Here is a 13,167-nt window from a genome sequence, read left to right on the forward strand (position 1 = left end):
CGTCCGCGATCAATCCACCGCCATGGCGAAACGCATCCTCGCCCAGCCGCTGCCGCACGCGCAACGCATCGTCCTAGCCTACGAATACGCCCTCGGCCGGCCGCCGAGCGACGCCGAACGCACGCGGGCGGAGCAGTATCTCTTGAGTGAGGGCCGCGGGCTGCTGCCGGTGAAGGCCGGCAAGGTGGACGACGCCGCCCTGCTGTCCTGGAGCACCTTTTGTCAGGCGCTCTTCGCCTGTGCTGAATTCCGTTATCTCAAATAATCCCATCCCATGAACCTCCGACCCTACGACTGCCGCGGCGTGCTGCCGCCCACGATGACCCGCCGCGATTTGCTGCGCACGGTTTCCGCCGGCTTCGGCTGGCTGGCTTTGAAAGGGATGCTCGCCGGTGCCGCCGAGAGCGGCAATCCGCTCGCGCAAAAGGCGCCGCATTTTCCGGCGCGCGCGAAACGCGTGATCTTCCTCTGCATGCAAGGCGGTCCGGCGCACATGGATACTTTCGATTACAAGCCGCAACTCGCCGCGGACAACGGCAAGCCCGGCGTGGCCAAGGGCGGCGGCTCGCATCTCTTCGGGTCACCGTTCAAGTTCTCGCAGCACGGGCAGAGCGGGCTGTCGATCTCGGAGCTGTTTCCGAAAGTGGCGGAACACGCGGATGATTTGTGCCTGCTCCGCGGAATGCACACCGATATTCCGAATCATGCGCAGGCGTTCGTGCAGTTACACACGGGCAGCTCGCAATTTGTGCGCCCGAGCATGGGCGCATGGGCGCTCTATGGGCTCGGGACGGAGAATGAGAATCTTCCGGGCTTCGTGACGGTGAGCCCGCCACTGCAATTTGGCGCGGTGAATTACGGCAGCTCGTTTTTGCCCGCCGTGTATCAGGGCACGCGCATCGGCGCGCAACGGGAAGAAGGGAGCATGACGGGCATCGGGAACTTGCAAAATCCCGATCTGCCGAACGCCCTCCAGCGGAAGCAACTCGACCTGGTGCAGGCAATGAATCGCGAGCTGCTCACCTCGACGGGAAACGCCGAGGTGGAAGGCGTGATCGAGTCTTACGAGCTGGCCTTTCGCATGCAGGGCGAACTACCGAAGGTCATGGATCTCTCGAAGGAAACACCGGCCACGCTGGCTATGTATGGCATCGGCGCCGGCGCGACGAACGACTTCGGCCGGCAGTGCCTCATGGCGCGGCGCTTTGCCGAGGCGGGGGTGCGCTTCATCGAAGTCTGCCATGGAGGCTGGGACCACCACACGAATCTGCACACGCGGATCGTGGGCAGTTCCGCGGCGACGGATCAGCCGATCGCCGCGCTGCTTACGGACTTGAAACAACGCGGGTTGTTGAAGGACACGATCGTGATGTGGGGCGGCGAGTTTGGGCGCACGCCGGACAGCCGCAAGCCGGACGGTCGCGATCACAATGCCAAGGGCTATACGATGTGGCTGGCCGGGGGCGGGGTAAAAGGCGGTCTAAGCTACGGCGGGACAGACGATTACGGTTACCGGGCGGTCGAGGATCCGACGCACGTGCACGACTTGCACGCCACGCTTCTTTCGCTGCTAGGTCTTGATCACGAGAAACTTACGTATCGGTATGCGGGTCGCGATTTTCGCCTCACGGACGTGCACGGGGCGGTGGCCAAGGGGATTTTCGCCTAAATCGGGAGAATCTGAATTTCTCTGAGCAACTCGCGTCGAAACACGGCGTTCAAACATTCCCAGCTTCGGCCACACGACCAGATGAGTCGGCTGAGGATTACCAAAACAAAACAACCAGTAACCTACGTAACATCATGAAATCCATCACCTCCATCCTCGCCCTCCTCGCGGTCGGCACGACTCTGGCCCTGGCCGACGACAAGCCAGCGGCGCCTGCTGCTCCCGCGGCTCCTGCGGCCGGCGATGCCGCCAAGCCGAAGCGTGACCCGGCGGAAGTATTCAAGAAGCTCGACACGAATGGCGACGGCAAGATCAGCCTCGACGAATTCAAGGCCGGCCCCGCTGGCAAGAAGGATCCAGCCAAGGCCGAAGAGTTCTTCAAGAAGAAGGACAAGGATAACGACGGCTTCCTGTCCCTCGAAGAATTCTCCGCCCACGGAGAGAAGAAGGCCAAGTAAGCCTTTCGCGGTTCCTCCGCACTTTCATCAACGCCACATCTGGTCCGTCCGGATGTGGCGTTGCTGTGCGGTGACAGTTGTAGGGCGCGTGTCCCCACGCGCCGGGATGCGGTTGCGCTACCGTGCGAAAGCCTTGTCGTTCGGATTGCCGCCCGACTGGATGTAGGCGAGCAGGTCGAGCAGTTCGTCGCGGTTGAGCGCGTTGACGAGGCCGACTGGCATCATCGAGACAGGATACGGCTTGCGCGATTTCACCTCGCCGGTGCTCACCGGGGTGAGAACCTCCGGGGCGAGTGCGCTGGTCATCACGGAGAGCTTGTCTTTGTCCTCGACGACCACCCGGCCGATGACGGTGCTGCCATCCTTCAGCTCGAGCTGGTCGGTGCCGTATTGATCGCTGATGACCTTCGACGGCTCGATGATGTTTTCCAGCAAGTCGCGCAGCGTGTAGCGATTGCCCGCGCCGGAAATATCCGGGCCGACGTTGCCGCCTTCGCCATTAAAATGATGGCAGCGGATGCACAGCGTGGAGGTGAACATCGCCTTGCCCTGCTCGAAGCTCCGGCCCTTCAGGCCCCCCTGCGCGAAGGCGACCGCTTCATCCACGGTGTAGATCCGGCCGGGTCCTTTCGGTGCGACGTAATTGGCCGGCGGCGGGGGTGGCGCCTGCTTCGAGAGCTCATCGAGCGAGGCACGCTCGGCGTCCGGGACGAAGTTCGCCAGCGCCTCGGTGCGCATGTTCTCGAGGAATTTCGTGAAGCTGTTGCCGCCATGCCATTCGTGAGTGCGCGGGAACCAACCGAAGTACGCCTTGCGCAATTCCGGCGTCCAGCCGACGCGGGCATTGCGCAGCGCGCAGACGTAGGCGATGGCCTGGCGGTTGGGGCGGCTGTTGCTCACGCTGTTGACCGCGCTGGCGTAGCCTTCGTTGCGCGCGAGCACGGAGTCGGTGGCGATAGCCCCGCCGACATCGGGTGTGGTGTCAAGCAGCGGCACGGTCTTGGCCACGATGCTGCGGGAATCGACAAAGGTGAGCAGGGTGACCAGCTCGCGGTTCAGGTAAGGATCGGCTTGCGGAAAGAGCGGGTCGAACTTCGCCGCAACCGGCGCGCAGACTTCCGGCGCGGGCTTGCCAAAGCGTGTGAAGCACAGCGCGTAAGCGCGGAGGAGAGCGAAGCGCTGGGGGCTGTCGAGCTTCTGGAAGTCGAGGTGACCGAGGGCTTCGAGCACGCGTTTTTGGAGCGCGGCATCTTCCGGCAGGGTCGGTAGCACGGGGCCGGACGAGATGCCGGTCTTCTTCTGCGCCTCGGCGAGCGAAGCCTCGGTGGCCTTGGCACTGCGGCCGGCGCGGGAGAGCGCGACGAGCGCTTCGAGGGCCGCTTGCGGGTTCTTTTCGGCGAGCGCGCGCTCCGCCCATTTGTCCGCGGGCTGGCGCTCGATGGCCACGCGCGCGGCGAACCGCACGAAGCGATCCTTGTCGCCGAGGTGCGGCCACGCTTTCTCGATGGCTTCCGGGCCGGCGCCCTGGTCGTGCAGTTTCTCCAGCTCGCGCCGCAGATTCGCTTCCGGGGTCGGAGGGAGTGCGGCGACGGGGGCGGTGCTTTCCTTACCGATATAGGTCACGCGGAAAAGACCGGACTGCGTCTTGCGTCCGCCGACCGTGAAGTACATCGCGCCGTCCTGCGGACGAATGATCGCGTCCGTCAAGGGCAGTGGCTTGCCGGCGACGAACTCTTCCTTCTCCCCGCGGAAACTCGCGCCGTCGGGTATGAAATGAATGGCGTAGAGCGTGCCGTAGGTCCAATCCAGTCCGAAGAAGGCGCGCTGATATTTCGCGGGAAACTTCGCGCCGGTGCCGAAGACTGCGCCGGTCGGCGAGCCGGGGCCGATATCCACGACCGGCGGCAGGCTATCGGGATAATAGACGGGCCACTTGCCACTGCCGCTGCGCCACCCAAAGTCGCCGCCGCTCGTGGCGTGGCAGATGCGCGTAGGACGATACCACGGCGAGCCGATGTCCCATTCCATGTCCGCGTCGTAGCTGAAGATCTCGCCATTGGCGTCGAAGGCGAAGTCGAACTCGTTGCGGAAACCGGCGGTGAACATCTCGATGGTTTTGCCCTCGGGATCAGTGCGCGCGATGTAGCCGCCCGGCGCGATAATGCCCTTGGCGTGGCCATTCGCGTCCCACAAGCGCGGGAGAAGCTGGTCCTCATCCCAGGCGTGCGCGGCGCGCGATAGCTCCATGTTTTCCGGGAGCTTGCTGTGGTTGCCGGCGCAAAAATAGATCGTCTTGCCATCCGGGCCGAGCTGGATGCTGTGCGGGCCGTGCTCGCCGCTGCCGGGAATCTTGCGCAGCAGCACCGGTTCGTCGAACGAGTCGTCGCTCGCCCGATATTTCAGGCGCCACAGGCCCTGGTCGCGCGGGTTGGGGACTTTGCCTTCGTCGACCATCACGTAGAGGCTGTTGTTGGCAAAGAGGAGTCCGTGCGCCCCACCGATCTTCGCGGGAAGTGCTTCGACTTTGGTGCCCTCGTTGCTGCCCAACGGCGGCACCGTGAGACGGTAGAGGCCGCCGTACTGATCGCTCGCAATGAGCCGGCCCTTGGGATCGACGGTCAGCGAAACCCACGAGCCTTGCGTGTCCTTGGGGACGGTGTAGAGCAGCTCGACCTTGAAGCCCGGCGGGACGGTGAGCGTGGCTGGATCGGCCACGGCTTGAGCGGCAGCCGCGGCCACGGCGCGGGCCTTGGCTGGGTGATCGAAGATTGGACCCCACGGTTTGTCGCCATACTTCGCGATGATGACAACCGGATGAAACTCGGTCGTCCCCGGCTTGGCGGTTTCCCAGTCCGGTCCCGTTTCGACGAGTTGTTTCTTGCCGTCAGCGGTTACGATTGTCAGCGAGGCGAGCAGGGCCGCGGCGCCGGTGTTGTTGCGTCCTTCGATCACGAGTTCGTTTTCGCCGGGGTGCAGGCTCTTGGCGACCTCGGCGCGCGAAGGCTGATCCCAATCCGGATTCTCGAGGACCTTCTGGCCGTTGAGCGTGGCCGTCGCGGCGTTGTCGCAAGTGAGCGCGAGGGTCGCCGATTTGATCTCTCCCACGACCGTGAACTTCTGGCGAAAGATTTCCTTCTCCTTGTCGACCGCACGTTTCTGGCTCCAGATCCATTGCGGCTCCGCGCGCAAGGCCAGCGGCGAGAAAAGAGCGCACAGGAGCGCGGCGACGATTTGCGGGGAAGGGACGGCTTTCATGTGGAGGGGATGATTCTGAGGGGGCGAATTGCTTAGCCCGAAGATGGCGCGAAGGCCATCTCCTATTGCGACCGCCATTGCTCAGTTGTCGTCGACCCTACGCGACGATTTCCTTGATCACGTTGCCATGCACGTCGGTGAGGCGGAAGTCGCGGCCGCCGAAGCGGTAGGTGAGCTTTTCGTGATCGATGCCCAGCAGGTGCAGGATGGTAGCGTAGAAGTCGTAGAAGGTGGCGACCTTCTCGACCGCGTAGTAGCCGAGATCGTCGGTCGCGCCGTAGGCGGTGCCGCCGCGCACGCCGCCGCCGGCGATCCACGCGCTGAAGCCGGTGGGGTTGTGGTCGCGCCCGTCGCTGCCTTGCGAGAATGGCGTGCGGCCGAATTCGCCGCTGAAGAGGATGAGTGTGTCCTCGAACAGCCCGCGTTGCTTCAGATCGGTGATGAGCGCGGCGATGCCTTGGTCCACTTGGTTGGCCATCGCCCCGTGGCCCTCTTTCAATTTGCCGTGCTGGTCCCACGGATTCGCGGCCTGGCCGGCGCCGATGTTCTGCGAAAGGCAGCTCAGCTCCACGAAGCGCACGCCGCGCTCGATGAGTCGCCGGGCCACGAGGCACTGCCGGCCATAGGCCGCCTTGTTGGCCTCCGAATTGTCGAGACCGTAGAGTTTCTTCGTCGCTTCGCTCTCCCCGCGGATGTCGCACAGCTCGGGCACGGCGGTCTGCATGCGATATGCGGTTTCGTAGTTCTTGATCGCGGCCTCGACCTGCGGTTCGGAGGCTTCGCGCAGAAACTGATCATCCATGCCCTTGATGAAGTTGAGCCGCTGCCGCTGAATAGTATCGCTCTCGCGCGGCTTGATGTTTGGCAGCGCTTCATCGCCGTCCGCTTTCAAGATTGAGGCCTGGTGCTGGCCGGGGAGATAGCCATTGCTGAAGACGCCCACGCCGCCGTGCGGAGGCGTGGCGCCGCCGCTCTGGAGGACGATGAAGCCGGGCAGGTCTTTGTTTTCGGTGCCGAGACCGTAGCTCACCCAGGCACCGGCGCTCGGGTGGCCCATGAAAGGAAAGCCAGTGTGCGCGAAGTAGTTGCCCTGCGCGTGCTCGTTGACCTTGCTCGTCATTGAGCGGATCACGGCGATGCTGTCGGCGTGTTCTGCGATGTGGGGGAAGAGTTCGCTGATTTCGAGACCGCTTTGCCCGCGATGCTTGAACTCCCACGGCGAACCCATGATGTTGCCGTTGTTGTTGAACATCGTCGGCTTCACCGGCACGGGCATCGGCTTGCCCTGGCGCTTCGCGAGCTCGGGCTTGGGGTCGAACGAATCCACATGCGACACGCCGCCGCTCATGTAGCAAAAGATCACGCGCTTCGCCCGTGGCTTGAAGTGTGGGCCGGGAGGCTTGATGTCGCCCGCGAGCGCGCCGTAGCCCTTGTCCGCGAGCAACCCGGCAAGCGCGAGGGAGCCAAAACCGAGCGAACATTTCTGGAGCATCGAACGGCGGGTGAGCGGACTGCGGAAGAGAGGTGGGTAGTTCATGGCGGGTTCAGCGGAGGTAGATGAATTCCTTGAGATTGAAGAGCGATTGTGCGAAGTCCTGCCACACGGGAATGCTGGTCAGCGCTTGCTTCGCGAGGATCCTGTGATCCTGGACGAGGACGTCCAGATACTGGGAGGCGGCAGCGAGTTCGCTGTCGGATGGCGGGCGGGCGAAGGCGATGGTGAACATGCGCTTGACGCGCGTGTTGGCGCAATCGCTGTCGTCCTGCACGAGCTTCCGCGCCCACTTGGCGGATTCGTCGATTACGAAGAGTGAGTTGAGCATGGTGAGGGATTGCCCGGGGACGTTGGTCGCGTCGCGGCGTCCGAGGGTAGTGAAAGGCTTGGGCGCGTCGAAGGTTTGGAGGAAAGCATTCAGGCTGTTGCGACGAATGGGTAGATAGATGCTGCGACGAGCGCCATTGATGTCCGCGGGCTTGCCGAACATCTGGTCATCGAGTTGAGCGGCGGTGGCGAGGATCGAATCCCGGATGGACTCGGCTTCCAGGCGGCGTACGCGCATGTGGGAGAGCCAGTCATTGGCGGGGTCCGTATTCACCGCCTGGGGCGAGGGCTCGCTGCTCATCGCGAAGGAGCGCGTGGTCACGAGATAGCGGATGGTGTCCTTGATCGACCAGCCATCCTCCACGAAGTGCGCCGCGAGATAGTCGAGCAACTCGGCATGGGTCGGCTTCTCTCCCATGCGTCCGAAATTATCGACCGTGGAGACGATGCCGCGGCCAAAGAGCCAGTACCAGATGCGGTTCACCATCACGCGGGCGGTGAGAGGATTCTGTGGATTGGTGATCGCGTCGGCGAGTTCGCGGCGTCCGCTGAGCGAGGTGTGATAGGGCTGCCCGCCGAAGACTTCGAGATAGGCCCGCGGCACAGGCTCGCCCGGCTTGAGATGATCGCCGCGCGGCAGGAGCGGCGCATCATAGGCGACGGTCTCGAGCACGCCGGGGGCGTGGTGCAGCGTCGGTACTTCAGCCTCTAGTTGGCGATATTGCGTGACTAGCGGGCGTACGGCCTCGAGTTCCGCGAGCGTCGCGGGCAGCACATCGCGACGGACGAGCGCGTCGAGCAGCATGCGTTGGGGTTCGGTAAGTTGATCGTGGCGCCAGGCGGTGACTGCGTTGGTAATGACGCGATGGTAGATCTGTGCCAGCTCGGTGGTGGACTTCGGTGCGGGGCTGTCGAGCAGCGGGGAGAGCGCGGAGTTTTCCTCCGACGGGACATCTTTGCTGTCGTGGAAGACGATCTGTTCGACGCCGAAGGAAGAGGGCTCGTCGGTGTCCGCTTTGGCTTTGCCCTTTTCCTTCTTGTCCGACAACGGGCGCGTGAGATCCTCGTGCGTGGCGAATTCAATATAGGCGTAGCTGCCTTTGCGATAAGCGGTGTCGAGCCGCACCCAGCCCGGCTCTTTCTTATCCAGGATGGCCTTGGGGAAGATCGGGTTCGAGGGCAGGGGGTAGTTGTCGACGATGACGCGGGCCATCGCTCCGCCAGTGCCAAAGGCACGCACGCTGATACTATCGGTCTCGATCTTGAAACGTGGCGAAGTAAGAATGCCGGTATGCTTGTTGGAAAGGCGATTGGTCAGCGCGCCGCCGGGCGCGATGCCATTGAGCACGCGATCACCGTCTGCCTCGATTGAGAATTCGCCCGCGGCGAGCGGTTGCGGAGTCAGGCCCGGGCCATAGGGAAACCATTTTCCATAGCCGGCGCCGGCGAGGTTCCAGGTGTCCTTGATGTTTTCGCGATTGGTCTTGCGGGCTTCTTCCAGTCGGGTGCGCAACGGCTCGGTGAGCTTTTGCCAGGCGGCGGGGAGATCGGCGTCGCTGGTCTTCTCGAGCTTCGCCCACAGATGGAGCGGATTTGTCTGATCGGTGGCAGCGTCGGTCAAGGCCTGAGCCCACGCTTCCGCCGCCGGATTCGCGGTGGTTTCCGCGCGCAGCTTCTCGATCTCCAAGGCGAGCGCGGCGCGTTGCGTGCGCTGCTCTGGCGAGAGGGCGGCGATCACTTGGTCAGGGGTGATAACCGGCACCGCGCCCGCGTGGAAGGAAGAGGCGACCTCCTCGGCCGTGAGCGCGCGATCGTAGAGGCGGGCCTCCTCGATCTCACCGGAGAAGAAACCGCTGCCGGCGCCCTTGTGGCGCAGGCCGAGCAGGACTCTCGCCTTGCCAGCTTCGAATTTCTTCAGTTCGGCCTTGGAGTAGCTGTGGCCGTAGGGCACGCCGTTGCGATAGATCGCGATGCTGTTGTCGGCGCCGTAGACGATGGCCAGGTGGATCAGTTCGCCGGCTTTCGCGGTTTCCTCCGCCCCGCCGACGTTTTCGCTACGCACGCCGAAGTTGCTGCCGGCGTACCAGCGGCGCGCTTCCTTCTCGGCAAAGACGATGGAGTCAAAGCCATGCACATCGGTGCTCTCCACGCTGACCACACCGCCGCCGCGCTGGTCGAGAGTGGTGGGCGTGACCCAGGCCTCGAGCGTCTTGGCGCCGAGGTCGACCGGCAGCGCATCGGTGCGGAAATAAGCGCCCTTACCGTCGAGGATGAGCCGGCCATCGCGCACTTCCGCGCCGCCTTCGAGGTGGCCGTTGAGATTGCCGAAGGCGTCGCTGGCGTCTTTGTCGAAGCTCCAGGCGGCGATGGGTGCGGGCAGCTTTTGCGCGGCGATGGGTGTGGGGGCGTGCTCCTTGAGTGCGTGACGCGCGTTCCATTCAAGATCGGTGATGCGCTGTGCGAGGTCGTGAATCTTTGCGGCCACCTCGCGGGATTTCGCCGCTTGGGTGGACGCGTCGCGCAGGTGGGCGGCAATTTGGTCGGCGGACTTGAGCCACGCGTCGGCCAGCGCGGATTTGATCTGTGCATGCAACTGTTCGAGCTGGGCGCGGTTTTTCGTCTGCACCTCGGGCGTATCGATCGTGACCTGCGCGGGGCGGCAGCTCGCGAAGATGCCGTAGAGCGCATAGTAGTCGCGCTGGCTGATGGCGTCGAATTTATGGTCGTGGCAGCGTGCGCAGGAGACGGTGAGCCCTTGGAAGGCCTTGCTCACCACGTCGATCTGGTTGTCCACCGCCTTGACCTGGTCGTCGAGCGTGTCGATCGGTTGGAAGCCATGCTCGACGAGGCGGAATTGCGCGGTGCCGAGGATCGACTCATTGATGCCGTCGGCATTCACGCGCGGATGTGCGAGCAGATCGCCGGCGAGATGTTCGCGGATGATTTGATCGACGGGCACGTCGGCGTTCAGCGCGCGGATCATGTAGTCGCGATAGCGCCAGGCCTCGCGGATTTCCGGGTCGCCTTCGCTGCCGTGGGTTTCGGCGTAGCGCACGAGATCGAGCCAGTGCCGCGCCCAATGTTCGCCGAAACGCGGCGAAGCGAGGAGGCGGTCGGTGGCTTGGGAAACGGCGGCTTGGGGGTCGCGGGTCGAATCGGCCACGAAGGCCTCGACTTCCGCAGGCATGGGTGGGAGGCCGGTGAGAGCGAACGTGAGACGGCGGATGAGAGTGCGTGGATCGGCGTCGCCGGCTGGGGAAAGATGGTGCTCCTCCATCTTTGCGAGGAGGAAGCGATCGACGGGATTGGGGGACCACGCGGAGTTTTTCACCGCAGGCACCGCGGGCTTTTGCACTGTCTGGAGCGACCACCATCCCCGGCGCGCGGCGAGCAGGTCGGGCCAGGCGGGTTTGCCAGATTGTTCCGCAGGCGGCTGGTCGCGTGGGTCGGGCGCGCCCATGTTGATCCACTTCTCGAAATCAGCGATGATCTTGTCGTCGAGCTTCGGCGACTTCGCCGGCATCTTGAGATCGGGATCTTCGTGGCGGATCGTTTTGACGAGCAGGCTTTTCGCGGCGTCACCCGGTACGATGTCGTCACCGGTATCGCCGCCCTTTTTCCAGCCGTCGCGGTAGTCGAGGCGCAGGCCGCCCTTGTGCTTGGTGGCGCTGTGGCATTCGTTGCATTCGGCGACGAGCACGGGCCGAATCTTATTCTCAAAGAACTCGCGTCCTTCGGGAGTGATCGGCGTCTCGGCTGCGCGGACGGCACCAAATGGCAGCGCGGCCGCAGTGCAGAGGAGGAGGTGGCGAAGCGTCTTCACGTGCTATTCCTGAAAGCGTCGGGCAGCTTCGTTGGCGGCGGCGATGATCGTTCGTCCGATCTCTTCGAAGCGGCTGGCGGGGACGCGTGCGGCGGGACCCGCGATAGTGATGGCGGCGATGGTGTGTCCGTGCCGATCGAGCAATGGCGCGGCCACGCAATGGATGCCGTCGAAGTGTTCTCCGCAATCGAGCGCGTAACCACAGGCGCGGACGCGTTCGAATTCCACGAGCAGGGCCTCGCGGCTCAGGATGGTGCGCTCAGTATGTTTCTCAAATTTCAGCCGGGGCAGGATACTGTCGAGGACATCGTCGGGGAGAAAGGCGAGCATGGCTTTGCCGGGGGCACAACAATGGATGGGCACGCGTGAGCCAAGATCGACGATGTATTTGAAAGGGTGTAGCGCGGGCAGTTGCTCCAGCATCACGCAATCTGCCTCGGCGAGGCAGCAGAGCTGGGTTGTTTCGCCTGTCGCGGCCAGGATGCGACGCATGGGTTCGAGGGCGCTTTCTACGAGGCTACGGCGGCCGGAGTGTGGCTGGCCGAGCAGGAGCAGCTTTTGCGTCACGGCGAAGCGCTTGGTCCGTTCGTCGCGGCGGATGTAGCCCAGCTCCTCAAGTCCGCCGGCGAGGCGAAAGACCGAAGCGATGGAGATATCGAGTTCGGTTCCCAGCTCTGAAAGCGTGGCGCCTTCGGGGAGGCCGGCGAGGAATTCCAGCATGGCCAGCCCACGCTGGAGGGCGGGAACCTGGAGCGCGCTATCGCCAGCCGCTGGTTCAGGTTTAGGGCGCTTCTGGGAGGGGATTTTCATAGGCGGAAGTGCTTCTGTATATGAAAATCGAGCAACAAGCAATTCCTTAGGACGAGCGGGTGGAAAGGAAAGAAGAGGAAAGCGGAAGGGGTGCAAGCCGTGTTTCAAGGAATTGAAGACACGCGGACTGGAGATGCGGGACGAATCTTGTACATGAAACCGCACTTTGACTTTCGCCCGATGCAGCCACGCCTGCGTCGTCAGGATCAGTCGGCGACCAGCGGTGCTCCGAAACCCGCGCCGGGACCGCATTTCACCAGCCGTAAGAGGAGAGAACGGTCTCCCCATTTTGGTTTGCTGGAGATTCTCAGCCGATTGCCTGGGTAGCAATTTGGCGGATCGGATAGGCGAGTCGGTGATTATCATCCCAAGACTGGACGCCGCCGGAGGTTTTCGTCACAAGGGGCACTCTTCACGTCCTCCCGCCTCTTCCTACCCTCCATGAAACTCCGCCTCGCCCTCATCCTCGCCGCATTCTCACTCGCGCACGCCGCCTTTGCGGGGCCGCGCTTTCTCAACTGCGATTACAATGGCGGGCACGTCAGCATTGTCGCCGCAGATGGGTCGATTGAGTGGCAGGTTGACGCGAAGAATCCGCAGGACTGCTGGCTGCTCCCGAATGGAAACATTCTCTTCGCCTATTTGAATGGCGCGAAGGAGATGACCAAGGACAAGCAGGTGGTGTGGGAATACAAGGCGCCAGAGAAGATCGAGTGTCACGCCGCGCAGCCGCTGCCGAACGGTAACGTGCTCGTGGTGGAAGGCGGCACGAGTCGGATCATCGAGGTGGATCGCAAGGGCGAGATCGCCAAGGAGATCAAGCTCACGACGACGACCGAGAAAATGCACAATCAATTTCGCGGTACGCGCAAGACGGCCGAGGGCCACTATCTCGTGTGCTTCAAGGGCGAGGGTAAAGTGGTCGAACTCGATGGCGACGGCAAAGTGCTGCGCGAAGTGAAAGTGCCGGGTGATCCGCATGAAGTCGTGCGGCTGGCTAACAAGAATTGGCTCATCACTTGTGGCGACGGTCACAAGGTCGTCGAAGTCGACCCGAACGACAAAGTGGTGTGGGAACTGAACGAAAATGATCTACCCGGCAACCCGCTCCGGCTCATGGCCGGCTGCCAGCGTCTGCCGAATGGGAACACGCTCTTTTGTGTGTATCTCGGCCACGGCCATATCGGCGAGCAGCCGATGGTGCTCGAGGTGACGCCAGACAAAAAGGTCGTGTGGGAATTCGCCGACCACGCACATTTCAAGACGATCAACCAGGTGCAGTCGCTGGAGGTGCCGGGAGACGTGACGAAGGGCGAGATTCTGCGCTGAG

General features: G+C 63.2%; 7 protein-coding genes and 1 pseudogene. 4 read left to right on the forward strand and 4 right to left on the reverse strand.

The genetic code is table 11. The features are described 5' to 3' along the window. From ABJF10_RS06610 to ABJF10_RS06620, 3 genes and pseudogenes are all read left to right on the forward strand, one after another. Positions 1 to 265, forward strand: a pseudogene (locus ABJF10_RS06610) (hypothetical protein); the annotation flags it as partial. A 9-nt stretch (positions 266 to 274) separates the two neighbouring features. Beyond that, a complete protein-coding gene (locus ABJF10_RS06615; RefSeq protein ID WP_348543741.1) occupies positions 275 to 1,669 on the forward strand; it encodes a DUF1501 domain-containing protein in 1,395 nt (464 codons plus the stop codon). A 134-nt stretch (positions 1,670 to 1,803) separates the two neighbouring features. Next, the gene (locus ABJF10_RS06620; protein ID WP_348543742.1) at positions 1,804 to 2,127 is read left to right on the forward strand and encodes an EF-hand domain-containing protein; all 324 of its coding nucleotides are present in this window, start codon (positions 1,804 to 1,806) and stop codon (positions 2,125 to 2,127) included. A gap of 117 nt (positions 2,128 to 2,244) precedes the next feature. Here ABJF10_RS06620 and ABJF10_RS06625 read toward each other — a convergent pair whose 3' ends face one another. The 4 genes from ABJF10_RS06625 to ABJF10_RS06640 all read right to left on the reverse strand — a co-directional run bounded on the left by ABJF10_RS06625 (position 2,245) and on the right by ABJF10_RS06640 (position 11,837). Then, positions 2,245 to 5,382, reverse strand: a complete 3,138-nt coding sequence (locus tag ABJF10_RS06625; RefSeq protein WP_348543743.1) for a c-type cytochrome — start codon at positions 5,380 to 5,382, stop codon at positions 2,245 to 2,247. 97 nt (positions 5,383 to 5,479) lie between these two features. Beyond that, positions 5,480 to 6,919 carry a DUF1501 domain-containing protein gene (locus ABJF10_RS06630; protein WP_348543745.1) on the reverse strand — a complete coding sequence of 480 codons (1,440 nt, stop codon included), beginning with the start codon at positions 6,917 to 6,919 and terminating at the stop codon, positions 5,480 to 5,482. 7 nt (positions 6,920 to 6,926) lie between these two features. Beyond that, entirely contained in the window at positions 6,927 to 11,027 is a 4,101-nt protein-coding gene (locus ABJF10_RS06635; protein ID WP_348543746.1) for a DUF1553 domain-containing protein, read from the reverse strand. A 3-nt stretch (positions 11,028 to 11,030) separates the two neighbouring features. Continuing rightward, complete coding sequence (locus ABJF10_RS06640; protein ID WP_348543747.1) at positions 11,031 to 11,837, reverse strand: IclR family transcriptional regulator; 807 nt, start codon at positions 11,835 to 11,837, stop codon at positions 11,031 to 11,033. A gap of 441 nt (positions 11,838 to 12,278) precedes the next feature. Between ABJF10_RS06640 and ABJF10_RS06645 the strand changes: the two genes are divergently transcribed. Continuing rightward, a complete protein-coding gene (locus ABJF10_RS06645) occupies positions 12,279 to 13,166 on the forward strand; it encodes a PQQ-binding-like beta-propeller repeat protein (protein WP_348543748.1) in 888 nt (295 codons plus the stop codon). Position 13,167 lies beyond the last annotated feature (1 nt).

Source organism: Chthoniobacter sp. (genome assembly GCF_040003245.1).
In the GTDB taxonomy this organism is placed as follows: domain Bacteria; phylum Verrucomicrobiota; class Verrucomicrobiia; order Chthoniobacterales; family Chthoniobacteraceae; genus Chthoniobacter.